This window comes from Rhizobium rhododendri (assembly GCF_007000325.2).
In the GTDB taxonomy this organism is placed as follows: Bacteria; Pseudomonadota; Alphaproteobacteria; order Rhizobiales; family Rhizobiaceae; genus Rhizobium; species Rhizobium rhododendri.
This window is the reverse complement of the sequence record NZ_CP117267.1, coordinates 3,598,919-3,625,526: the sequence shown is the minus strand read 5'-3', so window position 1 is coordinate 3,625,526 and position 26,608 is coordinate 3,598,919. Positions and strand designations below refer to the sequence as shown.

Below are 26,608 nucleotides of genomic sequence, written 5' to 3'. Positions count from 1 at the left end.
GCACGTCATCTTGGACCCACCGCCGGAACGTCGAAACTCTTGAGCGCCTTCGGCCCCCAGAAGCGCCGGTGCAGCCAGCCGGTCATTGGCCGTTCGAGCAACAGGTAGACGAAGGCCGCCACGAACATAGCAAAGCCACCGGCGACGAAGATGTAAAGCCAGGGGCTGTGGATGCCGATGCGCGGTGCAACAAGCGCCACCAGGTTGATCGAGAATGGATGCGACAGGTAAAGCGCGAAGGATGCATTGCCGCCAAACACCAGAACGCGCATCAGCGGCTTCAGGGCGTTGTCGAGCTTTTCATCGAGCAAGGCAGGTCCGGCGCAGGCGACGAAGGCGGGAAGCCCCATCCAGAGCGGCCGCCAGAGACCGCCGAGTTCGGTCAGGCCTGTCGACTTGAAGACCACCATCAGCAGCATGCCGGCGACGAACAGCGACCAGCCGGCCAACGCGCCGAGGCGGACGCCGCGGTCGCGCAGATGCGCCAGCGCGATGCCGAACAAGAACTCGAAGACGATAGGATTGGCCCAGAAAGCAAACGGTGGCGTTTGGACAACGTGAAAATACGGCAAGCCGCCGAGTACCAGGAGCGCCGCGATGACCCAGGTCATGCCCCAGCCCTTGCTGAAGAAAAGGCCTATCGCGAAGACGACATAGAACAGCATCTCGAAATTCAGCGTCCAGCCGAGGATCAGGACCGGATAGAAGTGGCCGTAAGGATCAGGCAACGGAATGAAGAGGAACGAGCCGACGATCTGTTCGAGAGACGGGCTGCCGTAGCGGATCGAGCTTGCAAACACCACCATGGCGCAGAGCATGGCGATGGTGAAGAACCAATAGGGCGGCGCGACACGGACGATGCGGCGCAGGATGAACTGAAGCGGCGCGCCCGGCTTTCCGAAGCTGTTGCGCGACAGGTGGTACATAATGAAGCCGCTGATGATGAAGAACAGGTCGACACCGCCGGCCCAGAAGACCGGATCGAATGGCTTGAAGTTTGCCGTATCGACAAATGACTGATCCATCACTTCGTGCTGGAGATGGCTGATCAGCACCATCATCGACGCCACGAGGCGAAGCACCTGAATTTCCTGGATTTGCTTCTTCTGGGGCTGCTGCAAGTGGGAAGAACCCTTCTGGGACTAGAGGGAGGAACGGGCTGGCGAAGGCAGGCCAGCCACGACGGCGCCGCGCTGGCGCATCGCCTCGTGATAAATTTCCAAGGTGCGCTCGCCGATGCTGGTCCAATCGCCGCCGGCGGTAATCCTGATCTCGGGACGGCGTTCGATGGCATCGGCAAGGGCTGCCGCAAGCGCATTGGCATCCGCCGGTGGCACCAGCGCGCCGTTGGCCTCCTGCATGTCTTCGGCAAAGATACCGACGTCGGATGCGATCATCCATTTGCCGGTCGGCTTTAGCAGAAAGTAGACACCGCTGGCATCGATCTGTCGGTAGGGAAAGAGGAAGCTGTCGGCCTCCTCGAAAAGCGACGCCATCTGGGTTTCGTCCAGCCGGCCAAGGCGCAATTCGACGACATCCTCCAGACCGAGGGCCGCAATACGCTGGCTGATCGGCGCCATGTCCATATGAGCGGCGCCGGCAATGACCACGCGGGCACGCTGACGGAGGGTCGGCGGCAATTGACCGAGCGCCTCGACCAACACATCCAGGCCCTTGTAGGGCTTGATCTGCCCGAACATAACGAACGTCCAGCGCGGATCGCGGATTGCACCCGGCGCAAGAGGAGCAGGTTCGACATTGAGCGTCAGCGGGCCATGCGGGACGATAGAGACCTTACCTTCGGCAATGCCGCGCGCAATCAGGTTCTGGCGAGCGCCGCGAGTGTGGACGATGACGTGGTCCGCAGCAGCAATCGGCATATCGAAGCCAGAGTTCTGCAGAAAGGAGATTTTCTCGCCATTGAATGGTACCGTGTCGTGGACGGTCATGATGACCGGGCAAACACGGCGCACAAGGCGCATCGCCAAGGCATCGAACAAAGGCAGGACGGCCCATTGCACGTGCATGACCGCCGGGCGGCGACGGTGGACATGGGTTACCAAGCGAACCAGATCGACGATGTGCGACAGGCCTTTGGCCAGACCGCGCAGCTTGTTCCATTTCGCGGGGATAGCTTCGACGCCGCGATAGAATGTAATGCCGATATCGGCGACGGTGATCTCGGATTGCTCCCCCTTGCGCAACGGCCGCGCTGCCCAATAGGGCGCGACACCGACAGCGCGCAGACCCCGCGTCAATCCGGCGTCGTAGGCCGGCGTGAACAGCGAGGGGTCGATCAGCAAGGCCCGCACGGGCGTTTTTTCCGTCACGGAATTCAAACAGCTTCTCCCAGCCCACGATAGGCCTTGTCCGGCTGCCACTGGGTTTCCCGCAGCGTCAGGATCCCGGTGATGAAGCCAAGTGCCCATGAGGCATGCATTGTAAAAGCGGCGGGCCCGGCCAGCAGGCCGCAGGCAGATCGCTTGTTGAAGGCGATGGCAACCGAGGTCACCGCCAGTACGAAGACATAGAAGGCCGGCACCATCAGCAGCAGTGGAAACAGCGGGCTCAGAACGATTGCCGCAGCGCAGGCACTCATGAAAGCCGGAACGGCGAACTGGCGGATCTTGAACGATGTCGGGTGACGGCGAACAGTGCGGGAGCGACCCTTGCCGTAATTGAAATACTGCCTGGCAAGTTTGGCGAATGTTGCTCGCGGCTGGTACTCGATGCGGATATCGGTATCGAGATAGATCTTGCCGCCGAGCGCGCGCAGCCTGCAATCGAATTCCGCGTCCTCGTTGTGGGTGAACGTCTCTTCATATCCGCCTGCGCGGCGAAAACTTTCCATCAGCATAGCGGCATGATGGCCGTGATCGACGAAACGGCTCTGGCGACCGCCCCGGTGCGCAGATCCACCTGAGCCTATCGGCGAGTCCGAAACCCAGGCAACGGCGCGCTGCAGGCAGCCGTTTCCGACTGAATCCATCGGCACGACGACGGAGTCTGCTTCGACCCCTTGCAGGCTATTGACCAGTGAGCGGAGAAAGCCCCTCGGGTAAGACGCATGTGCATCGCAACGAACCAACACGTCCTTATCCTGTCCAAACTGGCGCACGACGAGGTTCACGCCGGCGCTCTGGAGACGCTGCGGATTGTGAACGAGCGAAAGATGATCACGCTGCTTTTCGAGGCGTCGAACGACCTCCACCGTGCCATCCGTGCTTCCGCCATCTGCAATTACAAATTGTATATTGCAGTCGGGAAGATCGACGTAAAGCTGATCCAGGACAGCCTCTATATGAGCAGCTTCGTTCAGCGTCGGAATAGCAACCAAAACACTTCGAACCATCTAAATTCCCATCCCGCTTGGTTTCTCAGGTGGTGTTCCGAGGGCTTACGCATCGACATCTTCGACAGGCCTGCACCGAGAGATATGCTATTGATAATAATAGCATATTCATTGAATAACCGGCCAAAGACCCGCACTTAGAAGCGGACTGTAGAGGAAAATTTACCGATTTGCCATAGCCTAATGCTGCATTGCACTATAGACTGGACCCAGGCTAGGACGACAACCTTGACAAACGAGATTGCACTAGATGGCTGATATTGTGATCGGCATTCCCACTTTTAAGCGGCCGGAACTGCTGCAAAAACTTCTGTCGAGTTTGGTTAACGAAATTAACCAGAGCGTATGGCTGGTTGTAGCGGACAACGGATGTTCCGACGATACGAAGGCAGTTGTCACTGCCTTTGCGGCGGATTTTCCGCGTTGTTTTTATGTCCCAATTCCGGAGCGTGGGCTGGCTCCGGTGCGCAACGGGCTGGTGAGCGCGGTGACCGATCTTGTGCCGGATTGGCGCTGGCTGGCGATGCTCGACGATGACGGCTACGTGTCCGAAGGCTGGCTGGCTCGTATCGTCGCGTGCGGCGAAACCTTTGATGCCCATCTCACCGGCGGGCCGGTCGAGGGAGTGCTGCCCGAGGGCGCAAACATTCTCGCCCGCAACAGCATTTTTGCCCGGCGTCGGCGCTGGAAGACCGGCCTGGTGGATTCACTGAACACAACACAAAACCTGCTGATCTCGCGAAAATTACTGACGCTTGCACCGGCACCTCTGTTTCGCAACGAATACAGTGCGTCCGGGGGCGAGGACTACGATTTGTTCCGCAGGGTAAGGCAGAGCGGCGGCCGGATCGCCTGGTGCGACGAGGCGGTCGTCTTCGAGCCGACACCTGAAAACAGGCTGTCGCATGGCAGCGTGCTCTCGCGATATTATACGACCGGGATCTACATGTCGCAGATCGATCGGTTCTACGACGGGCCGCGCAAGACATACACCACAGCGTTCAAGGGCTTTGCTTCTTCGTTGCTGCGAACGATCGGCGCCGGATTTCGCCGTGACCGGAACGCGGTCGCACAGGGAATGCTTTCAACGGCGCATTATGCGGGACGGGCCGTCGGCCTGCTCGGCGGAAGCACCGCGCGATACACTTAACGTCAAGGAGAGACCGTGACGACACCTGACACACATGTGAGTACGAAGGGGCCCCGCGAGGGTCTGGCGGTTGGCCTGTGCACCTATAAGCGCCTGCCATCGCTGATGAGGCTTCTCGATCACATTGCCATCAGCGCCAAGGCACTGTCGTCGCCGCCGCAGATCATCATCGCCGACAATGACGGGCAGGATCCCGCTGTTGCTGCGAGCGTTGCCGCATTTTCCGCGCAATCGGGACTGAAGGTCCACTACAGGATCGAGACACATCCAGGCATTTCGGCAGCTCGCAATGCCGTTTTCGACGAAGCCGAAAAGCTGAACCTGCGGTTCGTCGCGATGATCGACGACGACGAATGGCCGTCGCCGGAGTGGCTCAGCGAAATGCTGAAGGCACAAGCGTCCGAGGGCGCTGCCGTGGTCGGCGGTCCGGTGCGCCCGGTATTCCCGGACAACGCAGCCCATCTGCGCAAATATTCCCGCTACTGGTCAGTGGATAAGCAGTTCCTGAACGGCAAGCCGTTCGTGTTCTGCACCTGCAACTTCCTGATCGACCTGCAAGCTGTAGCGGCCATCCCGAGGCCGCTTTTCGATGAGGAATTCGGACTTTCGGGCGGCGGCGACACGGTGTTCTTCCGTGGCCTGTTCTTTGCCGGCATGAAGATGGCATGGTCGGAAGAAGCCTTCGTCTATGAGGAAGTGCCGCAATCTCGCGCTTCCATCGCCTGGATGCGGCAGCGACGTTTTCGCGTCGGCAACCATGCCGTCCGCTGGGAGAGCCTCGGTGGCGGCGGGCGCAAAAGCCTGGCGAAGACACTCGGGCTGACAGCGCGGCTGGTTCTCTATCCTCTCCTGCAGCGCGAGCCTGAATCTCGAATGCTGGGCTGGATGCTGGAATACGACAAGGTTCGCGGTCGCTACAATGCACATTTCGGTGATGTCTTTGTAGAATATGCTAGGCCGAAGCCCGACGAAGCCAAGTCGTCTGACACCCAGAAACCGGAAGACAGCGGCAGGGTTTGCCGCTGATGCAGCGAGGACGGGCTGACACGCCCGCCTGTTTTAGGACCAAGCAAGGAGCCGGGAAGGCATGCTGAAACGACTGATGACGTTTGTCCGTCATCTCGAGAGCCGCTTCAAACTGATGACCTTCGTTGGCGCCCTGATGCCGACGGTGTCGGCACTTGCCGTGCAGCTAGTGGCCTTTGCGGTGACGGCACGCGGTCTGGGCGTCGAGGCTTTCGGCTCCTACACGGCGATCCTTGCCGTCACGGTCGTCAGCGTCGAACTCGTCGGCTTCGGCGGCGCCGACCTGCTGGTTCGGGCGGTGTCGCGCGAACCTCAGAAATTCTCGTCCTATTTCGGCAACCTCCTGCTTCTTGCTGCAGCCACGTTCCCAGTCGTCGTTGCCGCCGGTGTGGTCGTTGCTGTCAGCTTCATGCAGACGCAGATCGAGATTTGGCATGTGCTGGCAATCATTGTCGGCGAAGTGGCGCTCAACAGAATTGCCGCGTCCGTCGAGCTGATCATGGTTGCGCATCGCCATACCGTAAGGGCGGGCTGGATACGGCTGACCACAGCCTCCGTGCGGATGCTGCTTGCACTCGTTTATTTCGGCCTTCTGGGGCTGACCGATCTAGGCGGCTGGATAGAAGTCGCGTTTGCACAATGCGCAGTGACTTCGCTTGTCTACATCGCGCTCGTGGTGAAGCTCTACGGGCGCCCGGATTTCATGCTGAAGCGACAGGAGTGGAAGGCCGGCGGCGCATTCTGCGTCAACCAGGCGGCCCGTGCATCGCAGGGAAACTTCGACCGCATCATTCTCGGCCGTTTCGCCGATGCGGCCAGCGTCGGGATCTACGGCGCCGCCTCGCGCGTGCTGGCGCTCGGGCTGTTCCCCCTCCAGGTGGTCACCCGCATCACCTATCCCAATTTCTTCGTTCACGGCAAAAGCGGACTTGCTGCGAGCCGCAGCTATGCGCTGAAGATTACGCCCATGCTCTTCGGAGTGGGCATTGCCTCCAGCATCGCAGTCGCTGCCGCCGGCTACCTTGCGCCCTTTGCGCTCGGCAAGGACTTTGCCAGCATGGCGAATATCTCTGCGATGCTCGGGCTGGCCCTGCCGCTGATCGCCTTGCAATATCCGCCGGCCGACGCGCTCACCGGTGCGGGAAAGCAGGGCATTCGCGCCTTCATCTCGCTCTGCGCCACTTTCGGTTTCGGACTGTTAATGGCACTCGGGGTGAACATTGCCGGCGTTCCCGGCCTGGTGATGGCGTTCCTTGCAAGTCACGCCTGCCTTGCGGGAGCGATGTGGCTGGCAGCCTTCCTGGTCGAGGACAAGGCGACGCCCGAGTTCGCCGCGACAGCCGAGGAGAACGCCGCTTGAGCGATAAAGTCTCCCGTATCCGCACACGGCACGCCGCTTGCTTTACTAATCCTCTGACAGGAGGATTTTCTGCATGACCTCGCAAGCAGCAGCGATAGCCGTAGCCAATGCAGACGCGGCGCCAGCGACCGACGTTCGCGGTGGAAACGCGCCGAAGCAGCGCCGTGCACGACTGGAGCAACTGGATGGCCTTCGCGGCATCCTCGCACTTTTCGTCGTGGTGTATCACCTGCAGGATCCGTTCGCGCAGGTCGCGAGCACCCTGACGGCTTATCTGCCGATCCTGTCGCAGGCCTGGTTTTCGGTAGACGTGTTCTTCATCATGAGCGGCTTTGTGATGATGTACGTCTATGGAACGGCATTCTCAGATAAAGTGCGCTGGGCGGACTTTCGCGACTTCTTTGCGGCCCGCATCGCGCGCCTCTATCCCGTGCACCTGTTTGCCATGGGCATCCTGGTACTGGCGCTGCTGCCGTTCATTCACGCCAAACCGGATTTCACCTCGATCGATGGGCGCTACTCATGGAATTCCGCGCTCGCGGCATTTTTCATGCTGCATGGTCCCTGGATCGATCATCGGACATGGAATTTTCCGTCCTGGTCGATCAGTGCCGAATGGCATGCCTATGTGATCTTTCCGTTCGTGGCGGTTCTTGCCAGCCGGTGGAGCGCGCGTTTTTCCGTGGTGATCTTGACGCTCTGCTGCCTCGGCGCGTTCGCGCTCTACAACATCGACATGCACACCGATCAGTATCCGACCAACTCGCCCGTGGTCCTGCTGCGCGTGCTGCCGCTATTTGTTGCCGGGATGGCGCTGTTTCGCCTCAATCTCTCCTATAGTCACTTTTTGTCCGCCCGATGGACCGTCTGGGCAGTCATCGCCGCGCTTCTCGTTATCTTGAGCGTTCCGTCCATCGCCTCGTTTTCAGTGCTGCTGGCGCCGGTTCTCGTCCTCGCCGTCCTGCAATCTCCGGGGTCCGCGCTTGTGTTCACAAACCGACCTGCCCTGTTTCTGGGCAAGATTTCCTACAGCTTGTATATGACGCACGCCCTGGTCAGCATCGTGGGGATCAGCTTGTGGATGAAACTGGCACCGCTAGTCCTGGGCATCGATCCGACAATGCCCGTTGCAAGCTGGCTATGCTTCCTGGCGGCGATCGTCGCTGCCGTGATCCTGGGCTGGCTCACCTGCCGATTTATCGAGATCCCGTTCCGCAAGACTATCCTGAGGAGGTTCGTCTGATGCCAACTGACATCGAGCTGCCATGTGTTTTCGTTATCCCGAGCCTGATGCAGGCGAATAAAGAGTACCGCGATCTATGAATGCTTTGTTTGTAACCGACAGCGTACCTGCGATGAAGGACTGGACGTCTTCCACGATCCAGTCGCAAGCAGGATTGTCATTCTCCACGCCAAATCCCACTCCGCCGATCGTCTTCCATGGTGCCACTGGCAAAAAGCTGAAGTGGCGCGGCCGGTTGCTCATCGAATTTATAAATAAAGCCTGCTATCGATCTGCCCAGGGGGCTGCTTACGGGGGGATGAAGATGGGATTGGGCATGAAGACCACTATCCGTATACGTCGAGGCTCCGTTGTTGCGCTGATGGTCATGCTATCCAGCTGCACGTCGCTCCCTCGCTCAGGACCAGATGCCGGCCTGATCGACACCCAGGCACTCGTCAAGGTTTCGTCGAAAGACCGCAAGGTCGGCATCGACTACGCACTGGTCGACCTCAACCAGAACACATTGAAATACTTCGACGGGAAAGCAAGTTCATCGCTGAAGGCAACCTTCGGCACTTCGCGTTCCTCTGCTCCTGACATCCCGCTTGGCTATGGCGACGTGGTGCAGGTGACGATCTTTGAATCCCAGGCAGGGGGCCTGTTCATTCCCGCAGATGCCGGCAGCCGCGCCGGCAATTTCGTGACCATTCCAAGTCAGACGATCGACCGTGGCGGAACGATCAGCGTTCCCTATGCCGGACGCATCGTCGCTGCCGGCAAGCGCAAGGAGCAGGTCGAGGCGGATATCGTCAAGAAGCTCTCCAGCCGGGCAATCGAGCCTCAGGTGGTGATCACGACGGTTACCAGCAACTCAAGCCAGGTCTCCGTTCTCGGCGACGTAAACGCACCGGCAAAGGTAGAACTCAGCCCGGCCGGTGAACGCGTGCTTGATGCCATTTCTCAGGCCGGTGGCCTGTCGACTGCGGCGATGGAAACAAACATCACCCTGCAGCGCCGGGGCAAGACCGTCACCGTTCCTTACGAGACACTGCTGAAGAACCCGTCCGAAAACATCTTCGTGTCGCCAATGGACACCGTCATTGCCGATCACCATCCGCGTAGCTACGTCGCCTTCGGTGCGACCGGCGCCAACGGACGCTACACCTTCGACGATGAAAACCTGACCCTGGCGGATGGTCTGGGCAAGGCCGGAGGCGCGCTCGATACGCAGGCAAATCCGGCGCAGGTGCTGCTGTACCGCCTGGTCGACAAGACGTTGCTGCGTCAAATGGGAGTCGACACCACGCACTTCCGCGACGAACTGGTGCCTGTCGTTTTCCGTGCCAACTTGCGTGATCCAGCCGGCTTCTTTGCTGCTCAGAAGTTCGCGATGGAGGACAAGGATGTCATCTACATCTCCAACTCCGACTCCGTCGAACTGTTGAAGTTCCTCGACATCGCCAACTCCGTCACATCGACGGCGGCGGGGACGACGAGCGATGCCGTTACGACGCGCAAATCGATACGCGAACTATAGACCGACAAATTTGCCGGGCCGCCTGAAACGCGGCTCGGCAAGACCGGCCAGACCCAGGGCTTTTGCCTCTTTTATGTGCTCCTCCGGCGTGGCCGGAGGATGAAACGCTCAGCCACCGAGAGTAGGAGATCGCTCTTTGCTATCACCCAAAAAGTCCAACACCGACAGCTGGGCCGGCTTCGACCACGACGAGATTTCCGAGATCATCGATCTCGACCGCATCCTTGCTGCCGCCCGGCGGCAATGGAAGGTCGTTGCCGCTGCCATCGGCGCCTTTATCGTGCTGGGTATCGTCTACCTGCTGCTGGCCACGCCGCAGTATACGGCAAACACCAGCGTACTGATCGACCATGGCACGTCCACCATCGTCAACCAGATGACGGACACGACCGTGCCACCGGGGTCCGTGGACGAAGAAGGCAACATCCTCACCCAGGTCGAAGTGCTTCGATCGGACACGATTGCGGTTGCCGTTATCCAGAAGCTCGACCTCTTGAACAATCCCGATTTCGTCGGCAAGGGCCCCTCCTGGATCAGCAAGCTCATCGGGTCGATCAAGATCAAATCCTGGCTTGGGCTTGGAACACCCCCAGTTCCTGTCGATGAAGCCGAAGTCAAACTGGAGAATGCTGCAGCCCAGATCGAGCGGAACATGCTTGTCGAGCGCGTCAACCGCTCCTTCGTGCTCTCGATCAGCTACACATCGCCCTCGCCCAAGCTCGCCCAGCAGATCGCGGACGGCATCGCCGACGCCTACCTCGTCGACAAGCTGAATTCGAAATACGACGCGACCCGGCGTGCCAGCGACTGGCTTCAGGACCGCATCGAGGAACTGCGCAAGAAGTCGCTCGCATCCGACCTGGCCGTCCAGAAATTCCGGGCCGACAACGGACTGGTGGAGACCAGTGGCCAGCTTGTCAGCGACCAGCAGCTGTCACAGCTGAATACTGCGCTGACGACTGCGCAAGGCGACACGGCAGCCGCGCAGGCAAAATATGACCGCGTCGAATCCATCATCCAGTCCAAGAACATGGATGCTGTCGTCTCCGATGTGCTGGGAAGCACGACGATCAACGACTTGCGCAAGAAGTACCTCGACGCCTCGAAGATGCAGGCGGACATTGCCCGCCGGCTTGGGCCTGATCACGAGCAGGCGGTGCGTCTGCGTGGTGAAATGCAGGAATACCAGCGCCTGATGTTCGAGGAGCTCGGTCGTATTGCCCAGAGCTATCGCAACGACCTCGATGTCGCCAAGGCGCGCGAGAAGTCGTTGGCCGACAGCGTTGCCTCGGCGACGACGGTTTCGGCGACGGCCAGCGATGCGCAGGTGCAATTGCGCGAACTGGAGCGGACGCGCGATACCTACCGCGATCTCTACCAGAGCTTCCTCACCCGCTACCAGCAGGCTTCGCAGCAGGAGTCGTTTCCGATCACCGAAGCCCGCGTGATCACCAAGGCGACTTTCCCTATCGGCGCGAGCAAGCCTAAGAAGATCATCGTGCTTGCACTGTCGATCATCCTTGGCGGCATCGTCGGTGGCGGCATCGGGGTGTTCAGGGAATTCCGTGACCGCTTCTTCCGCACCGGCGACCAGGTGCGCGACAGCCTGCATCAGGAGTATCTCGGCATCGCGCCGATCGTCAAACCGGTGACTGCCGCCGAGATCGTGCAGGATCATCCGCGCAGTATCAGGCAGGTGAACGGCGTTTCGAACTATGTTGCCGAGCATCCGCTTTCAGCCTTCGCGGAGACGATGCGCAGCGCCAAGATCGCAATCGATGTCGAAAGCGGCGAGCGAATGGCCAAAGTCGTCGGCATCGTGTCCAGCCTTCCGGGCGAAGGGAAATCGACGATCTCGATGAACTTTGCGCAGTTGCTTGCGATGCAAGGTGCGCGAACACTGCTGATCGACGCCGACTTGCGCAATCCTGGTGCCACCCGGAGCATCGGCCGGCATGCCGAGGCCGGCCTGCTGGAAGCACTTTTGGAACGCAGACCCATCCAGGATCTGCTGCTTATCGACCAGAAGACCAAGCTCGCCTTCCTGCCCGCCATCGTCAAGCGGCGCGTGCCACACTCGTCCGAACTGCTGTCGTCACCGGCGATGAATGCGCTGCTCGACATGGCGAGGGCGAACTTCGACTATATCGTTATCGACCTTCCACCGCTCGGACCCGTCGTCGATGCGCGGGCAATCAGCCCCAAAATCGACGCCTTCCTGTTCGTCGTCGAGTGGGGCAAGACATCGCGCAAGGTTGTCCGCAGCATGTTTACCTCGGAACCGGCAATCGCCAGCAAGTGCGCAGGCGTCATCCTCAACAAGGTCGATACGGAGAAGATGAAGCTGTATCGTGCCCACGGCTCGAGTGAATATTACTACTCGCGCTACACGTCATACTACCACGACAATTGATCCTTGCGCGGCCGGGCCTCAGTGCCCGGCCCTTCGTTTGGCGAGGACATTTTCCCGCCACACGGTAAACATCCCGGCTGCGACCACGATTGCTGCGCCAACCACCATGTTTGCCGTCAAGACCTCCCCGAACACGACGACCCCGATGATGGCGGCGTAGACCAGCTGCAGATAGGTCAGCGGTTGGATGACGACGGCATCCAGCAGGTCATATGCGCGGATCAGGCAGTAATGGCTCGACATGCCCGTCAGGCAGAGCAGCCCCATCCAGATCCAGTCATGGGGCGTCAGCGGCATCCAGAAGAACGGCCCGATACAACTCATGGCGATGGCGCCAACCACGCCGGTGTAGAAGAAACTGGTCATCGACGCGTCCTGCCGGCTGACCAGGCGGGTGACGATGACGTAGAACGAGAACAGCAGGGCGGAGGACAACGGAACCAGAAACCGGACGTCGAAAAATCCGCTTTCCGGCTTGAGGATCAGCAACACACCGAGAAAACCGACGAAAATCGCCGTCCAGCGCCTCCAGCCGACTTTTTCTCCGAGGATCGGCACCGATAGCAGCGCAACGATCAACGGGCCGGAAGAGAAAATCGCCTGGGAACGGGCGAGCCCCACCATCGCAAAGGACTGTATGACGATGACGATCTGCGCCGCAAGAAGCAGGCCGCGGAGGATCTGCAGCCACGGGCGCCTGGTGCGCACCGTCACCGCGAGACCGCCGCGTGAACGGGCGGCAAGGGCGATGGCAAACAGGGCGAATGTCCAGTAGCGGATCATTGCCACCAGAAAAGGAGGATAGGCGCCGGCCAGATGCTTCGATATGCCGTCCTGGATGGAAAAAAGCGTGATAGCGACGATCGTGAAGATATAGCCGCTCTTGGTGACGTTCATGATTACTCGCGGCAAACATTGGAAATAGCAGTGGCGGGAAATCGGCCGCTACAGAACCGATTTCAAGGCTGGAGTTTAAGCGAGATCCGTTCTGGATCATAGTTATTTGCGCCAGTCGAGACACAGGGGACTGCGCTATTCCCGGTCGCGAAACCGTCTCTGGTAGGCAGGGTCGTAGAGCGCGCTTTCGCGAAAGTCGTCGGATGCAAGCGACCGCCCGACAAAAATCAGCGCGGTGCGCTCTATTGGCTCGGCCGCAACTTTTGCTTCGATATTATCCAGCCGGCCGCGCAGGATGCGCTCGTCGGGCCAGGACGCCTTGACGACGATCGCGACGGGGCAATCGGCGCCGTAGTGCTGCATCAGTTCCTCGACCACCTGAGGCAAGGCATGGATGGCCAGATGAATGGCAAGCGTCGACCCCGTCACGGCAAAAGCCTGCAATGTCTCGCCCGATGGCATCGGCGAGGCACGGCCGGAGACGCGGGTCAGCACGAGGCTCTGCGCCACGGCCGGTATGGTAAGCTCGCGACCGAGCGCCGAGGCAGCCGCAGCAAATGCCGGAACGCCGGGGGTCATCGTGTAGCCGATACCGCATGCGTTCAGCCGGCGGATCTGCTCGGCGACCGCGCTCCAGACCGACAGATCGCCGGAATGCAGGCGCGCAACATCCTCGCCTGCCTCATTGGCGCGCCGGAATTCCGTCTCGATTTCATCGAGCGATAGCGGCGCCGTATCGATAATGCGCGCGTCCGGCGGGCAGTATGCAAGCAGGTCCTTCGACACCAGCGAGCCGGCATAGAGGCAGACCGGGCACTTTGCGATGAGGTCGCGGCCGCGCACGGTGATGAGGTCGGCGGCGCCAGGTCCGGCGCCGATAAAATGGACTGTCATTGGGCGATCTCTGTGGTTTCAGGCTTGGTCCAGCACCATTGCATCACCGGCATCGCCGTGCGCCATCCGTGCATCGTGCCGATGGGTGTGACACGGGCGATGTCGATCCTTGTCAGCGATCCGCCGTGGCGGGCATATTCGGCAAGCAGCACGGCTTCCATCTCGGTGGTTACGCCATTGGCAACGAGCCGGCCTCCCGGTTTCAAGGCTGCCTTTGCAGCCTCCATCACCCCGGGCTCACTGCCGCCGCCGCCGATGAAGATCGCATCTGGCTGGGCCAACCCGGTCAATGCTTCAGGCGCCGTGCCTTCGACCAGCTGCAGCATAGGCACGCCGAAATCGTCGGCATTCCGGCGGATGCGCGCGGCACGGTCCCGCACCGCCTCGATGGCGATTGCCCGCAGGCTCGGATCGGCCAGCAACCATTCGATGGAGACCGAGCCAGAGCCGGCGCCTATATCCCAGAGCAGATCGCCGTGACGGGGGGCCAGCGCCGACAACGTCATCGCCCGGATCTCCCGCTTGGTGATCTGGCCATCATGGCTGAACAGGGCGTCGTCCAGGCCTTGCGCCAGCGGCAATAGCCGTGCATCCCGGTCGGCGACGACCTCGACTGCCATCACATTCAAGGCGTCGATATCCTCGAGTGAAAAGCTTGCTGCCTTGTGCAGGGTTACCCGCTCGCGTGCTCCGCCCATCGCCTCCATCAGCGTCAGCGTCGAACGACCGAAGCCGAGCCTTGTCAGAAGTGCGGCTATCGCTTCCGGACTGGTGGCATCAGAGGTCAGCGCGATGATCTTTCGGCCGGGATGGAGATGGGGCCGGAGAAGATCGATGGGACGGCCATGCAGCGACAGGAGCGTCGCCGATTGCATCGGCCAGCCCAGCCTTGCTGCTGCCAGGCTGAAAGCCGACGGCGCCGGGATGACGTACATTTCTTCGGGCGGAATGAAGCGCGAGAGGGTGGCGCCGATCCCGAACCAGAAGGGGTCGCCCGATGCTAGGACGACGGTAGGCATTCCACGCCGGGCAAGCAGGTGATCTATCGAGCGCTCGAACGGGCTGAGCCAGCTGTGGGTTTCGCCGCCGATCAGTGGCGCCACCAGTTCCAGGTGGCGGGCCCCACCGTAGACGATCGGTGCAGAGGCGATCCGTTGCCTTGTTTCCTCGGTCAAGCCGGCTGGACCGTCCTCGCCGAGGCCGATAAGGGTGAGCCATTGCGTTGGCAACGAAGAAAGCGTCTCAGACATGGGCAGGACTCGCATCCTTATTCTGGGTGGCACGACGGAGGCGCGGCTGCTGGCGGAGACGCTGGCGAAACGCGATGGCATCGACGTGCTGCTGTCGCTGGCCGGACGGACGAAGGATCCCCTCCCCCAGAATGCTCCGGTTCGCACCGGCGGGTTTGGCGGCAGCGAAGGTCTGTGTGCGTTTCTGAAGGCTGAGGCCATCGATCTCGTGGTCGATGCTACCCACCCCTTTGCCACGCAGATATCCGCAAACGCCGCTACCGCCGCGACGATAACGGGCACTCCGATCTTTGCCCTCAGCCGCGAGGCCTGGCAGCGGGTTGCCGGCGACCATTGGCACGAGGTAGCGGATGTGACGGCCGCCCTTTCCGCGCTCGGACCCATACCACGCCGCGTATTTCTGGCCGTCGGCCGGCAGGAGGCGCATAGGGCTGATCTCTTCCCGCAGCACTTCTATCTTGTGCGCAGCGTCGATCCCGTCGATCCGCCTCTGCTCGCACCGGATGTCGTCAGCATCCTGGAACGCGGGCCGTTTGACCTTCACGCCGAACTGCGCCTCATGAAGCTGCACCTGATCGATTGCGTCATTGCCAAGAACAGCGGTGGAAGCGCCACCTATGCCAAGATCGAGGCGGCAAGGCTGCTCGGCATTCCCGTGCTGATGATTGCCCGCAGCGCGGCCACCAACGTGGCATCGGTCTTTTCGCTCGAGGCTGCGCTCGCCCGGATCGATCATTTTGTCTCCGTGGAAGCAAAACGCGGCGTGTAAACCAGGTCAGGCAGGACCGGCCGCCTAACGATCTTCGTTTCCGGCGATCCGATGATGACGCAAGTCGCCATGTCTGCGACCGACGCATCGGCATCCGACAGCGGGACAACGGACAGCCTTTCGTCAGGGCGTCCAGCCGCACGGCCGAAAATCACGGGTATCGTCAGCGGCAGGGCCAGGCGCAAAATCTCGAAAGCGCGACCCAGCTGCCAGGGACGTGCCTTGCTGATCGGATTGTAGAGCGCGATGACGAAACCGGCCTGCGCTGCAAGCGTAAGCCGCCGCTCGATCAGATCCCATGGCTTGAGGTTGTCGGACAGCGACATAGCACAGAAATCATGCCCGAGGGGCGCTCCAAGACGCGCCGCCACCGCCAGCATCGCAGTGATGCCTGGAACGATCACAAGGTCGATATTGCGCCAGTGTTCCGGCCCATTGTCGATCGCCTCGCAGACGGCGGCGGCCATGGCGAATACGCCGGGATCGCCGCCGGAGACGACACAGACTGTCGAACCTGCCGCAGCCCGCTCCAGCGATACCCTGGCGCGATCGATTTCCTCGCGGTTGTCGGAGGCGATCCGCAACTGGTCCGGCCGCAGCGAGAGCCGGTCAAGATAAGGGCCGTAGCCGAAGAACTCGGTCGAGGCCTCGACGGCTGCCATGGCCTCCGGCGTCATCTGCCCCGGGTTGCCCGGCCCCGTGCCGATTACATAGAGGCGGCCGGTCATGAACCGCGTTCCCAGCCGGGCACCAGGATCAGCGAAAAATACGGCGCCTCGCTGTCGTCGCGCTCGATCATCTGCGTCACCGACTGATTTCTCATCGTACCGCGCTCGACATAGACGGCATGGTGAAGCCGACCGGAGGCGGCAAGCGCACGGCGGATCTTGGGCAGGTTGCGGCCGACCTTCATGATAACCGCGGCCTCGGTATCCACCAGACGGCGAGCCAGCTCTGCCTCCTCCATGGTGCCAGGCAGCACCGACATCACATCGTCGCCTTGGACGATGGGCATGCCGGCCAGCGACCAGCAGCCGGACATCGCCGTGATGCCGGGGATGACTTCGGTCGGGTAAAGGTGCGCGAGCCTGACATGCAGGTGCATGTAGGAGCCGTAGAACATCGGATCGCCTTCGCTGAGGACGGCAACGGTGCGTCCGGCGTCGAGATGTGCGGCGACCGCCTCGGCCGACAGATCGTAGAATGCGGTAATCTGCCGCTTGTAATCCTCGTGATGTCGGTCGATCTCGGTGGTGACGGGATAGTAAAGCGGCAGCATCGTGACGTCCGCCCGCAGCAGGTTATCGACAACCGTGCGTCCATTGCCATGGCGACCGGCCTTGGCAAAATAGGCGACGACATCTGCCCGCTCAAGAGCCTTTACGGCCTTGACGGTCAGAAGGTCGGGATCGCCGGGACCGGTGCCGACGCCGATCAGGCGACCGGTCGAAACAAGGGTCATAGGCCGCCTCGCGCCAGGGCGTTGACGGCTGCCGCAGTCATGGCGCTGCCGCCAAGCCGACCACGGACGATGCCATAGGGAACGCCATAGGAATATTCCGCCAAAGCATCCTTCGATTCCGCAGCGCCGACAAAGCCGACCGGCATGCCGATAATCGCCGCCGGTCTCGGGGCGCCGTCGCGCAGCATTTCGAGCAAATGGAAAAGAGCCGTCGGCGCGTTGCCAATGGCCACAACGGAGCCGCCCAGGCGTTCACCCCAGAGATGCATGGCAGCAGCCGAACGGGTGTTGCCGCTATCCTTCGCGAGGCCAGGCGTGCGCGGATCGCGAAGCGTGCAGATGACATCGTTCTTGGCGGGCAGCCGGGCGCGGGTGACGCCCTGCGCCACCATCTCGGCGTCGCAGAAGATCGGCGCGCCGGCAGCAAGCGCCGCACGGGCCGAGGTGACGAAATCGGGAGAAAACTGGAAATGAGCGGCCGCTTCGACGAGGCCACAGGCATGGATCATCCGAACGGCGACATCGGCTTCGTCATCCGAAAAGCGCGACAGGTCTGCCTCGCTGCGGATAATCGCGAAGGACTTTTCGTAGATCGCGTCGCCCTGATGGATATAATCGTAGTCAACCATGCCTATTCCTGTCTCAACGCGGCGACGGTCGCGTCGCTGCCAAGCCGTGTAAGGCAGTCCCCGACCGATTCGCCAGCCGCTTTCGTAGCTGCGACCATTCGTGCCAGACTCTCCAGGGCGGTTTGCAGTCCGTATTCGTCAACGGAAACGGCTGGGGGGCCCGAGGCTTTCTCATTGACGCCGATGCCAAAACCGGAAGGCATGCCGACGACCGCAAGGGCACTCGCGGCGGGGTGGGCGCAGCCTTTTGGACAGCCTGAAAGGTGAAGCACGACAGAGCCATCCAGCAATTCGGGGACCCAGCCGACCACCTTGGCCGCCAGATGTTTGGTACGGTATGTGCCTGAAGCACACCCGCCGGCGCCGGCGCAGGTGGCAACGGCGCTGGCCGGAGTACTGGCGTCGGTCCAGAAACCGAAGTCCGCAGCCTGTGCTTGTATCTCGGCCATGATATCGGCCGACGCGCCCAAGAGCAGAAGCGCGTGGTCGGGTGCCGTCCGGATTTCGGCAATGCCCTTCGCCTCGGCGATATCAAGAAAAGCAGTCAACTCGACGGCGTGAATCTGACCGAAAGCCAGCTGCAGGCCAAGTGCGACCGACGTCGGACCCAGCGGATGGATGCCGACACAGGACTTTGAAGATTGGATATCCAAAGGGGCATTGGCGAGCGTCTCGTTTTCGCCACGATAGCTCTCGGCCAAGTCACGGCCGCGCGCGCGGGGGCCACGTGCATCCAGGCTCTTCAGCAGATCGAGGACCGCCGACAGGGCCTGCTCGTCGGGACCGAGCAACGCGGGGAGAGCCTCGGTACGCGTGCCCCCCACGGCCACCTGCCATAGCGGCCTTGCATCGGCGCTCGGTATTGCCGAGAGGCGGATATCGGCGGTGACATGATCGAGAACCAATTGGCCGCCGCCATCGACGATGATCGACAATTTTGGGGCGAGCACCAGTTGCGCAGGAAGACTCGCGAGGGCCTCGCCGAGGCGTGCGGCCATGCTGCGCGCATCGGCGATTTCATCGGGATCGAGGCCGGACAGCGGTGGCGTTTCGATCGTCAGGCCGGTAACGGGCACGATGCCGGCACCGGCTATGTCGGCTTCGAGGCGCGGCACCGTCTCCCAGGCGAGGCCACGCAATTGCAGGTTTCCACGGGCGGTCACCTCGATCAGGCCGTTTCCATGTCTTGCGGCGGCGCTGGCGACAAGGCGAAACTGGGAGACAGTCAGGCCCGCAGTCGACGGCCGGAGCCGGACGAGCAGGCCGTCGCCGGTCTGCATGGGGGTGGCCAGCGAGGGGCAGGCACCGCGGACGAGGCGGGACGGCAACGACACGTCATGGCCAAGACCGACGCGCGGCACAGCGAGACCCGGTTCGGCCATCGTTTGCCCATCTATCGCCATATCCACACCCTTTCCTGTTGTCTCCTTACATCATCCCGTCCTTGAGGCAAACAATTTGGCAGGCACGGCCGGGCCTGCTCAGTCGTCGAAATCCTGCCCCTTGCGGAGCAGGTAGATATCCATGATCCAGCCGTGCCGGGCACGGGCGGCAGCGCGGGTCTCGACAATCGTCTGCGCCACTTCGTGAAGACGACCGGAAAGGACGATCTCGTCCTTGCTCCCGAGATAGGCACCCCAATAGATATAGGCATCGGGGTCGTCGAGCCTGGCAAAGGCCTGCTCGCCGTCAAGCATGACGACCGCTGTGCCTTCCAGTTCAGGAAAGCGCGCTGCCAGTCGTCGCCCGGTGGTGATCTCGACCGGCTTGCCGACCAGATTGAGGGGGATACGGTGGCTGGCCGTCAAGGCCTGAATGCTCGTAATGCCGGGAACGACGCTGTAGTCGAGGGCGACATTGCCCCGGGCCATCACGCGCTGCAGGATGCGGATGGTACTGTCATAAAGGCCCGGGTCTCCCCAGACGAGAAGCGCGGCACGGCCATCCTCTGCCGTCGCCTCCGACAGCATTTTCTCATAGACCAGGGCGATGTCGGCATGCCACGCATCGACGCCCTCGCCGTAGGATCGGTCTTTCGTCTGGCGCACGGGCACATCGTAGGCAATCACGGGAGTTTCCGGACGTGTCAGGTAGCGGGCACAGATTTCACGGCGAGCATCGGCGAGCCCGCTCTTGGCGTCTCCTTTTTCGGCTATGAACACGACGTCTGCGGCGTTCAGGGCGTTGATGCCCTGAACGGTCATATGCTCCGGATTACCGGTGCCGATCCCGATCAGATACAGATGTCTCAAGACATGCTCCTGCCGCCGACCTGCCTGGTGCGTCGGCTCCCGCCCTGTTTATGAGCGACGCCATCATGTCGCAACGGTCCCAATTGCGAAATCGATTGTCGCCAGCAATATCCTGCGTTCGGGCCGACATCTGCTAGGCTATCTGCAAGGTGGTTGACCCATGCGCGCGGCCGGTACAGACACGATATATTTCTACATATTTTTCAGATCATTAAGCTCCAAACATGCGGAGAATCAATGAAACCCCGTACCTATGGACTCGTGCTCGTCACCGTCGCGACGGTGATGTGGAGCAGCGCCGGGCTATTTGTCCGCATGCTCGATCTGGATGTCTGGACAACGCTGGGCTGGCGTTCGGTCTTTGGCGGGCTGACGCTGCTCATCATTTCCTTGTTCGGACGGCGCGCCGCGCCACCGACCGCAACCACGCCTTATGGAATGTACGCGCTGCTCGGGCTATTTTCGGCGCTGTCGATGTTCGGTTACATGGCATCGCTGAAATTGACGACCGTTGCCAATGTCCTGTCGATCTACGCCACGGTGCCATTCATCGCAGCAGGGCTTGCCTATCTGCTGATCGGCGAAAGGGTGGAGAGGCGCGTTCTGAGTGCCAGTTGCGTCGCTTTTCTCGGCGTCCTCGTGGTCGCGGGCTTTGCGGCGCGACTGACAGATCTCGCAGGCAACGCACTCGCCCTGCTGATGACGGTCACCTTCAGCATCCTCCTGGTCATGGCGCGCAAGCACCCCTCGTTGCGGATGGCACCGGTCAACGCCCTAGGCTCCGGCCTCTGCGTGCTGCTCTGCCTGCCGCTGATGTCGCATGCATTACCGAGCCCGTCGGATCTGGCGATCCTCGCCCTGTTTGGATCGACGACCTCAGGGATCGCCTACCTGCTTTACATGACCGGCGGCCGTTATATTCCGTCGGGCGAAGCCGGTTTGATCGGATTGATGGACGTCGTTCTCGGCCCGCTCTGGGTATGGCTTGCCTTTTCGGAATGGCCAGGCAATTCGACGATTGCGGGCGCCAGCCTGATACTGGTGGCAGTGGCCTGGTATCTGTGGAGCGGCCTTCGCAACTCCACAGCGCGCAAGGCCGCCATTGCCCGGGCCAGCCGGCCGTTTTGATGTTCTATCTGCAATATGTATCGGACTAGCGGCGGGCAACTCTCGCCGCCGCTAGCGCCGCCGTCATGCAGGCGACAAGCAGCAGCAGATTGAAACTGATGACGCCCGACCAGCCGTCTGCAAGCCAGAAATAACCGCCAAGCGAACCGGCAATGCTCGAGCCGAGGTAGTAGGATAGCAAGTAGAGCGACGAGGCGTGGCCCTTGGTGTCGCGTGCCAGCCGTCCGACCAGGGCACTTGCCACCGAATGGGCTCCGAAGAAGCCGATGGTGACCAGTACGATGCCGACGATGATCAACGGTAGCGATGACGACAACGTCACGAGGCCACCGATTGCGGCAATCAGGATGCCGACCGGCATGACGCGGAAGTGCCCGAAGCGGTCGCCCAGCAATCCAGCTGCCCAGGAGGCGGCTATCCCGAACAAGTAGGCCGTGAAGATCAGGCCAAGCTCCGTCTGGTTGAGATTGAATGGAGCGGCGACGAGGCGGAAGCCGGCGTAGTTGTAGACCGTGACGAAGGATCCCATGATTAGGAAGCCGATGGCAAACAGGCAGGGAAGCGCCGGGTTGCGGAGATGGCCGAGCCAGGCGCTCACATGGAATGCCGCATTGAAGCCCTTACGGGGCGTAAAATTACGCGAGGCCGGTAACAGCAGGAGAAATCCGACCGCAGCAGCAAGGCCCAGCATGCCGACCGTTGCCAGTGCCGGGCGCCAGGAGAAATTTTCGGCAATCATGCCCGTCATCACGCGGCCTGCCATGCCGCCAAACGCATTGCCGGCAATGTAGAGGCCCATGGAAGCGCCAAGACCGCGCGGATCGATCTCTTCCGCCAGGTATGCCATGGCGACGGCCGGAACACCGCCCAACAAAAAACCTTCCAGGGCACGGATGACCAGCAGGGTCTGCCAATTGGGCGCGATCGCACAGCCGAGTGTGCAGAGCGCTGCACCGAGCAGCGAGGCAAACATCAGGCTGCGGCGGCCGACACCTTCGGAGACCGCTGCGGCGATGAAGATGGCGAAGGCGAGAAAGCCTGTCGACAGCGACAGCGACAGAGAGCTTGCAGCAGGAGTGACTCCGAAGTCGTTGGCGAAAACCGGCATCAGCGGCTGCACGCAATAGAGCAGCGAGAAGGTCGAGAACCCCGACAGGAAAAGCGCAAGGCTGGCGCGCTTGTATTCGGGCGTACCGCGAACGAGAAACTGCGGCGCCTCTGAAGTTGCAACGATCTTCAGTGCGGGGCGTGTGGCAGCGAGAGGTTTTAGGGGAGTGACAAGGGACATGAGCACCAACCTTTTCTTGTCCCTGATCTAGTCAAACCGCCTTCATGTGTCCAATATATGAAAGAGACGTTTTCAATCTGTTTTGGAGATAGCGATGGAGTTGCGTCACCTGCGCTATTTTCTGGCATTGGCGGATGAAGGCAACTTCACACGTGCAGCTGGGAAACTCGGCATCGGCCAGCCACCGCTCAGCCAGCAGATCCGCGATCTGGAAACCGAAATCGGCGTGCAGTTGTTTCACCGTGTGCCGCACGGTGCAGAATTGACCGCTGCCGGAGAGGCCTTCCTGCCGGAGGCGCAGGCGGCGATCGATGCGGCTGAGAGGGCAAAGCTCTCGGCTCAGCGCGCAAACCGAGGGGAAACCGGGCGCCTGTCGCTGGGCTTCACCGCGTCCTCCGCCTTCAATACCCATGTCAGTGGCGCAATACGCCAGTTTCGCAAACGCTGGCCAGAGGTGCGCCTGTCGCTGACAGAGATGAACAGCAAGGGGTTGATGGAGCGGCTGATGCGCGGCGAGATCGATGCCGCGTTCATCCGGCCCGGCCTCGAAAATCCGCGCGAAGTGCGTCTCCGGATGCTTGCCGTCGAGAGCATGGTCATCGCACTGCCGACTGGGCATCGACTGGCCGCCGCCCCGCGCCTGCCGCTCTCGGCGCTTGCCGAGGAACAGTTCATTCTCTTTCCGCGCGTCGCGGGCCTCAGCCTTTACGACGACATCGCCGCCGCCTGCCGCGAAGCGGGGTTCGAACTCGTGGTAAGCCAGGAGGCACCGCAAATCCCGTCGGTGGTCAACCTGGTGGCGGCCGATCTCGGCGTCTCGATCGTTCCAGCCTCTATCGCCCAGATCAAGCTCGACGGCGTCGTCTACCGCGAAATCGACGGCCCGCCTCTCGTGGCACGACTGGGCCTGGCGATGCTGAAGAGCCAGCGATCGCCCGTGACCGACAATCTGATGAGCCTGCTGCCGGCTCTGTAGACGAGCCGTATTCTGCCAGCCCTTGGCCTGAGCGAACCCTCGACGTCATCTGGCAGCCACGCCGATCGGAGGCGGCAACGTCTGACCGATAAGAATTGATCTCCGGATTTCAGACGATTTTTTTCTGCGGTTCTTGCCGGAAACGGCTCTTGCCTGCATAAGGAGGCATGGGACTTGATTCAAAAATATTCGACAGCATCCGGACAAAACGCAAGCGGCCTGCCTCGCAACCGGACGATTCCGGGCCGAAATGCCATTGGGACGGTTGCGACAAAAAGGGCACGCATCGCGCACCGGTCGGCCGCGAGGCAGAAGGAGAATTCTTTCTGTTCTGTCTCGAGCACGTCAAGGAATACAACAAGGGCTACAACTTCATGTCCGGCCTCTCCGACGCGGAGATAGCCCGGTATCAGCGGGAAGCCGCGACCGGCGGGCGGCCGACATGGAGCATGGGCGTCAACAAGGGTGCGCAGGACGCGCCGGCGCAGTCCGAGGTGAAATCGGGCGCGGCACAGGCCTATAAGTTCAAACGCCCCGCAGCCAAGCGCAACAGTGCCGACCGATACGAGCCGCAGGTGCGCGGTCGCAAGCTGAAGACGCTCGAGGCCAAGGCATTCGAGACGCTCGGCCTGCCGCAGACGGCAACGGCTGCAGAGATCAAGGCGAAGTACAAGGAACAACTGAAGCTTCACCACCCGGACGCCAACGAAGGCGACCGCGGCTCCGAGACATACCTTCAGGCCGCGATCGAGGCCCACAAGATCCTGAAGCTGAACGGTTTCTGCTGATACGACCCCGGGGGCTTTGACGCTACCAGTCTCTTCCCCGTCCGTGGCGGAGATTGCATGTTGCCTGTCGAAGCCCTAGGTGTTCTGAACAACCCAGGCGACAGGTTCAGGCGATGGTTCTTTCGGGCAAACGCATCCTTCTCATCATTTCCGGTGGTATCGCGGCCTATAAAAGCCTCGACCTTATCCGTCGCTTGCGTGAACGCGGCGCGTCCGTGCGCCCGGTGATGACGGCGGGAGCGCAGCAGTTCATCACGCCGCTTGCTGTCGGAGCGCTCGCCGCAGACCACGTCTACACCGACCTGTTTTCCCGTGAGGACGAACAGGATGTCGGCCACATACGCCTGGCGCGCGAATGCGACCTAGTGCTCGTGGCGCCGGCCACCGCCGACCTTATGGCCAAGATGGCGAACGGCCTTGCCGACGACCTTGCCTCCACCATCCTGCTGGCAACAGACAAGCCTGTGCTCGTGGCGCCGGCCATGAACCCGAAGATGTGGTCGCACGCAGCAACGACGCGCAATGTGGCCACCCTCCAGGGCGACGGAATCCGCTTTATCGGACCGATGGAGGGAGAAATGGCCGAAAGCCGCGAGGCCGGCACCGGACGCATGGCGGAACCGCTGCAGATCGTCGCCGCCCTCGAAGCATTGCTTCAAGACCGACCATTGCCGCTTGCAGGCCGCACCGCAATCGTCACATCAGGCCCGACACACGAGCCCATCGATCCGGTCCGCTATATTGCCAACCGCTCGTCAGGCCGCCAAGGCCATGCCATCGCCGCAGCTCTGGCTGATCTCGGCGCCCACGTGACTCTGGTATCCGGCCCGGTGTCGATCCCCGATCCATTGGGCGTGCAGACGATCCATGTCGAGCGCGCAGAGGACATGCTTGCGGCTGTGGTAAAGACATTGCCGGCCGATATCGCCGTCATGGTCGCCGCGGTAGCAGACTGGCGCGTTGAAACTGCCTCTGGCCAGAAACTCAAGAAGGTCGCAGGCCAGCCGCTGCCGAGCCTGTCGCTGGTCGAAAATCCCGACATCCTGAAGACGATCGGCCATCATCCTATGCGCCCGACTTTCGTCATAGGTTTTGCGGCAGAGACGCAAGATATACAGGCCAATGGCAAGGCCAAGCTTGCCCGCAAAGGTGCCGACCTGATCGTGGCGAACGATGTTTCGCCGGGTACCGGCATCATGGGCGGCGATCGCAACAGCGTGACGCTGATCAGCGCTGAGGGCACGGAAGCGTGGCCGGAGATGAGCAAGGACGAAGTGGCCGCAGAGCTGGCGGCACTGATCGCCGAGCGGTTCAGGCCGGAATAGCCAACGCGACCGATTTTGCGACTTCACGCCTTTCGGGGTGGAACACGGCAACATCGACACCGGCAGGCGTGATCGTCACGGCGCTGCCGTTCGGGATCTCGGCCCAGCTGTCGATGTCGTCGTTCAGCGGTTCAGACACAAGGCAGTAGCCCTTGCCGGCGCCGAGCGGAGCGGCATAGAGCGTCGGCGCCTTGCGATCCGTGGCATAGCGGATGGCATAGAGCGACTTGCCATCGGAAAAGGCGGCGGTGAAACGCACCAGAGCCGTACCGGTGATGTGCTCGGCGAGGCCTTCGACGAAGCTGATCGTATCGGCCATAGCCGATATCGGTGTCTGGCAAAGGCCGAACTGCAACGCCAGCAGAAACATCAGCTCGGAATCCGTCGTACCGGAGCGGGCATTGAAAAGCTCGTCGTCGAGCATGGCTTCCATCGGACGGCGCAAACGCTCGAAGTCGTTAATCTGGCCGTTGTGCATGAAGGACCAGTTATCCCACACGAACGGATGACAGTTGTCGCGCCGCGTGCCGCCGCCGGTGGAGGCGCGAACATGGGCCAGAAACAATGGAGAGCGGATCTGCCGCGCCATGCTCTTCAGATTGCAGTCGGACCAGGCTGGAAGAATGTCGCGATATCGGCCGGGTTCAGGCCTGTCGCCATACCAGGCTATGCCAAAACCATCGCCATTTGTCGCTGTCTTGGCGCGGGTGGCGCAGTGCGATTGCTCGATCAGAGAGTGGGCCGGTGACGAGACGAGCTCCTCCAGATAGAGGGGGTCTCCACAGTAGGCTGCCCAGCGACACATGCTTTTGCTCCGATTCTCGCCTGTATTTACTCCGGCGGAAGAATGTCGAAATCAAGGACGATTGTTAAGCGGAATGGATAAC

Annotated in this window: 24 protein-coding genes; 11 read left to right on the top strand and 13 right to left on the bottom strand. The window is 61.3% G+C overall.

The window, feature by feature from the left end; translation table 11 throughout:
• Nucleotides 1–5 precede the first annotated feature (5 nt).
• The 3 genes from PR018_RS17515 to PR018_RS17505 are packed head-to-tail and all read right to left on the bottom strand — an operon-like array spanning nt 6 to nt 3,352.
• Complete coding sequence (locus PR018_RS17515) at nt 6–1,082, bottom strand: acyltransferase family protein (RefSeq protein ID WP_142823771.1); 1,077 nt, start codon at nt 1,080–1,082, stop codon at nt 6–8.
• A 60-nt stretch (nt 1,083–1,142) separates the two neighbouring features.
• Nucleotides 1,143–2,330 carry a glycosyltransferase gene (locus tag PR018_RS17510; RefSeq protein WP_224129199.1) on the bottom strand — a complete coding sequence of 396 codons (1,188 nt, stop codon included), beginning with the start codon at nt 2,328–2,330 and terminating at the stop codon, nt 1,143–1,145.
• A gap of 5 nt (nt 2,331–2,335) precedes the next feature.
• The gene (locus PR018_RS17505; protein ID WP_142823769.1) at nt 2,336–3,352 is read right to left on the bottom strand and encodes a glycosyltransferase family 2 protein; all 1,017 of its coding nucleotides are present in this window, start codon (nt 3,350–3,352) and stop codon (nt 2,336–2,338) included.
• Between the two features lie 250 nt (nt 3,353–3,602).
• Here PR018_RS17505 and PR018_RS17500 point away from each other — a divergent pair, with 250 nt between their 5' ends.
• The 6 genes from PR018_RS17500 to PR018_RS17475 all read left to right on the top strand — a co-directional run bounded on the left by PR018_RS17500 (nt 3,603) and on the right by PR018_RS17475 (nt 12,063).
• A complete protein-coding gene (locus PR018_RS17500) occupies nt 3,603–4,502 on the top strand; it encodes a glycosyltransferase family 2 protein (RefSeq protein ID WP_142823768.1) in 900 nt (299 codons plus the stop codon).
• Nucleotides 4,503–4,517: 15 nt separating this feature from the next.
• Nucleotides 4,518–5,528, top strand: coding sequence for a glycosyltransferase family 2 protein (locus PR018_RS17495; protein ID WP_142823767.1), 1,011 nt, complete (start codon nt 4,518–4,520; stop codon nt 5,526–5,528).
• 61 nt (nt 5,529–5,589) lie between these two features.
• The gene (locus PR018_RS17490; protein ID WP_142823766.1) at nt 5,590–6,888 is read left to right on the top strand and encodes a lipopolysaccharide biosynthesis protein; all 1,299 of its coding nucleotides are present in this window, start codon (nt 5,590–5,592) and stop codon (nt 6,886–6,888) included.
• Nucleotides 6,889–6,961: 73 nt separating this feature from the next.
• Nucleotides 6,962–8,131: an acyltransferase family protein gene (locus PR018_RS17485; protein WP_142823765.1), complete on the top strand. Its 1,170-nt coding sequence runs from the start codon at nt 6,962–6,964 to the stop codon at nt 8,129–8,131.
• A 316-nt stretch (nt 8,132–8,447) separates the two neighbouring features.
• Nucleotides 8,448–9,650, top strand: coding sequence for a polysaccharide biosynthesis/export family protein (locus PR018_RS17480; RefSeq protein WP_142823764.1), 1,203 nt, complete (start codon nt 8,448–8,450; stop codon nt 9,648–9,650).
• Between the two features lie 136 nt (nt 9,651–9,786).
• Nucleotides 9,787–12,063, top strand: coding sequence for a polysaccharide biosynthesis tyrosine autokinase (locus PR018_RS17475; RefSeq protein WP_142829093.1), 2,277 nt, complete (start codon nt 9,787–9,789; stop codon nt 12,061–12,063).
• An 18-nt stretch (nt 12,064–12,081) separates the two neighbouring features.
• Here the strand turns inward: PR018_RS17475 and PR018_RS17470 are convergent, their stop codons facing one another.
• The 3 genes from PR018_RS17470 to cbiE form a co-directional block, all read right to left on the bottom strand.
• Nucleotides 12,082–12,960 (bottom strand): DMT family transporter, encoded by an 879-nt coding sequence (locus tag PR018_RS17470; protein ID WP_142823762.1) that lies wholly within the window; start codon nt 12,958–12,960, stop codon nt 12,082–12,084.
• Nucleotides 12,961–13,095: 135 nt separating this feature from the next.
• Nucleotides 13,096–13,854, bottom strand: coding sequence for a precorrin-4 C(11)-methyltransferase (cobM, locus tag PR018_RS17465; protein WP_142823761.1), 759 nt, complete (start codon nt 13,852–13,854; stop codon nt 13,096–13,098).
• A complete protein-coding gene (gene cbiE / locus PR018_RS17460; protein ID WP_161990924.1) occupies nt 13,851–15,104 on the bottom strand; it encodes a precorrin-6y C5,15-methyltransferase (decarboxylating) subunit CbiE in 1,254 nt (417 codons plus the stop codon). Before cbiE ends, cobM begins: the two co-directional genes overlap by 4 nt.
• Here cbiE and PR018_RS17455 point away from each other — a divergent pair.
• Entirely contained in the window at nt 15,103–15,873 is a 771-nt protein-coding gene (locus PR018_RS17455; protein WP_142823759.1) for a cobalt-precorrin-6A reductase, read from the top strand. The genes cbiE and PR018_RS17455 overlap by 2 nt on opposite strands.
• Here PR018_RS17455 and PR018_RS17450 read toward each other — a convergent pair.
• The 5 genes from PR018_RS17450 to cobF all read right to left on the bottom strand — a co-directional run bounded on the left by PR018_RS17450 (nt 15,837) and on the right by cobF (nt 20,216).
• Entirely contained in the window at nt 15,837–16,601 is a 765-nt protein-coding gene (locus PR018_RS17450; protein WP_142823758.1) for a precorrin-3B C(17)-methyltransferase, read from the bottom strand. The two genes, PR018_RS17455 and PR018_RS17450, sit on opposite strands and share 37 nt — an antisense overlap.
• Complete coding sequence (locus PR018_RS17445) at nt 16,598–17,335, bottom strand: precorrin-2 C(20)-methyltransferase (protein ID WP_142823757.1); 738 nt, start codon at nt 17,333–17,335, stop codon at nt 16,598–16,600. The genes PR018_RS17450 and PR018_RS17445 overlap by 4 nt, the downstream gene beginning before the upstream one ends.
• On the bottom strand, nt 17,332–17,964 hold the full coding sequence (locus PR018_RS17440; RefSeq protein ID WP_142823756.1) for a precorrin-8X methylmutase: 633 nt from the start codon (nt 17,962–17,964) through the stop codon (nt 17,332–17,334). The genes PR018_RS17445 and PR018_RS17440 overlap by 4 nt, the downstream gene beginning before the upstream one ends.
• A gap of 2 nt (nt 17,965–17,966) precedes the next feature.
• Nucleotides 17,967–19,367: a precorrin-3B synthase gene (gene cobG, locus PR018_RS17435; protein ID WP_224129201.1), complete on the bottom strand. Its 1,401-nt coding sequence runs from the start codon at nt 19,365–19,367 to the stop codon at nt 17,967–17,969.
• A 78-nt stretch (nt 19,368–19,445) separates the two neighbouring features.
• Entirely contained in the window at nt 19,446–20,216 is a 771-nt protein-coding gene (gene cobF, locus PR018_RS17430; protein WP_142823755.1) for a precorrin-6A synthase (deacetylating), read from the bottom strand.
• Nucleotides 20,217–20,453: 237 nt separating this feature from the next.
• On the opposite strand from cobF, the gene PR018_RS17425 reads away from it, so the two are divergent.
• Nucleotides 20,454–21,344, top strand: a complete 891-nt coding sequence (locus PR018_RS17425; protein ID WP_142823754.1) for a DMT family transporter — start codon at nt 20,454–20,456, stop codon at nt 21,342–21,344.
• A 25-nt stretch (nt 21,345–21,369) separates the two neighbouring features.
• Here the strand turns inward: PR018_RS17425 and PR018_RS17420 are convergent, their stop codons facing one another.
• Complete coding sequence (locus PR018_RS17420; RefSeq protein ID WP_142823753.1) at nt 21,370–22,632, bottom strand: MFS transporter; 1,263 nt, start codon at nt 22,630–22,632, stop codon at nt 21,370–21,372.
• 94 nt (nt 22,633–22,726) lie between these two features.
• On the opposite strand from PR018_RS17420, the gene PR018_RS17415 reads away from it, so the two are divergent.
• The 3 genes from PR018_RS17415 (at nt 22,727) to coaBC (ending at nt 25,721) form a co-directional block, all read left to right on the top strand.
• Nucleotides 22,727–23,608, top strand: a complete 882-nt coding sequence (locus PR018_RS17415; RefSeq protein ID WP_142823752.1) for a LysR family transcriptional regulator — start codon at nt 22,727–22,729, stop codon at nt 23,606–23,608.
• 167 nt (nt 23,609–23,775) lie between these two features.
• Nucleotides 23,776–24,396 (top strand): J domain-containing protein, encoded by a 621-nt coding sequence (locus PR018_RS17410; RefSeq protein ID WP_142823751.1) that lies wholly within the window; start codon nt 23,776–23,778, stop codon nt 24,394–24,396.
• Between the two features lie 113 nt (nt 24,397–24,509).
• Nucleotides 24,510–25,721, top strand: a complete 1,212-nt coding sequence (gene coaBC / locus PR018_RS17405) for a bifunctional phosphopantothenoylcysteine decarboxylase/phosphopantothenate--cysteine ligase CoaBC (RefSeq protein WP_142823750.1) — start codon at nt 24,510–24,512, stop codon at nt 25,719–25,721.
• On the opposite strand, the gene PR018_RS17400 is transcribed toward coaBC, so the two are convergent.
• A complete protein-coding gene (locus PR018_RS17400; RefSeq protein ID WP_142823749.1) occupies nt 25,708–26,526 on the bottom strand; it encodes a class II glutamine amidotransferase in 819 nt (272 codons plus the stop codon). The genes coaBC and PR018_RS17400 overlap by 14 nt on opposite strands.
• Nucleotides 26,527–26,608: the final 82 nt, after the last annotated feature.

Coding starts and splice junctions, on each gene's coding strand:
- PR018_RS17505 (WP_142823769.1), bottom strand. CDS start 3,352: ATGGTTCGAAGTGTTTTGGTTGCTATTCCGACGCTGAACGAAGCTGCT.
- PR018_RS17500 (WP_142823768.1), top strand. CDS start 3,603: ATGGCTGATATTGTGATCGGCATTCCCACTTTTAAGCGGCCGGAACTG.
- PR018_RS17490 (WP_142823766.1), top strand. CDS start 5,590: ATGCTGAAACGACTGATGACGTTTGTCCGTCATCTCGAGAGCCGCTTC.
- PR018_RS17485 (WP_142823765.1), top strand. CDS start 6,962: ATGACCTCGCAAGCAGCAGCGATAGCCGTAGCCAATGCAGACGCGGCG.
- PR018_RS17480 (WP_142823764.1), top strand. CDS start 8,448: ATGAAGACCACTATCCGTATACGTCGAGGCTCCGTTGTTGCGCTGATG.
- PR018_RS17470 (WP_142823762.1), bottom strand. CDS start 12,960: ATGAACGTCACCAAGAGCGGCTATATCTTCACGATCGTCGCTATCACG.
- cobM (WP_142823761.1), bottom strand. CDS start 13,854: ATGACAGTCCATTTTATCGGCGCCGGACCTGGCGCCGCCGACCTCATC.
- PR018_RS17455 (WP_142823759.1), top strand. CDS start 15,103: ATGGGCAGGACTCGCATCCTTATTCTGGGTGGCACGACGGAGGCGCGG.
- cbiE (WP_161990924.1), bottom strand. CDS start 15,104: ATGTCTGAGACGCTTTCTTCGTTGCCAACGCAATGGCTCACCCTTATC.
- PR018_RS17450 (WP_142823758.1), bottom strand. CDS start 16,601: ATGACCGGCCGCCTCTATGTAATCGGCACGGGGCCGGGCAACCCGGGG.
- PR018_RS17445 (WP_142823757.1), bottom strand. CDS start 17,335: ATGACCCTTGTTTCGACCGGTCGCCTGATCGGCGTCGGCACCGGTCCC.
- PR018_RS17440 (WP_142823756.1), bottom strand. CDS start 17,964: ATGGTTGACTACGATTATATCCATCAGGGCGACGCGATCTACGAAAAG.
- cobG (WP_224129201.1), bottom strand. CDS start 19,367: ATGGCGATAGATGGGCAAACGATGGCCGAACCGGGTCTCGCTGTGCCG.
- PR018_RS17425 (WP_142823754.1), top strand. CDS start 20,454: ATGAAACCCCGTACCTATGGACTCGTGCTCGTCACCGTCGCGACGGTG.
- PR018_RS17420 (WP_142823753.1), bottom strand. CDS start 22,632: ATGTCCCTTGTCACTCCCCTAAAACCTCTCGCTGCCACACGCCCCGCA.
- PR018_RS17415 (WP_142823752.1), top strand. CDS start 22,727: ATGGAGTTGCGTCACCTGCGCTATTTTCTGGCATTGGCGGATGAAGGC.
- PR018_RS17410 (WP_142823751.1), top strand. CDS start 23,776: ATGGGACTTGATTCAAAAATATTCGACAGCATCCGGACAAAACGCAAG.
- coaBC (WP_142823750.1), top strand. CDS start 24,510: ATGGTTCTTTCGGGCAAACGCATCCTTCTCATCATTTCCGGTGGTATC.
- PR018_RS17400 (WP_142823749.1), bottom strand. CDS start 26,526: ATGTGTCGCTGGGCAGCCTACTGTGGAGACCCCCTCTATCTGGAGGAG.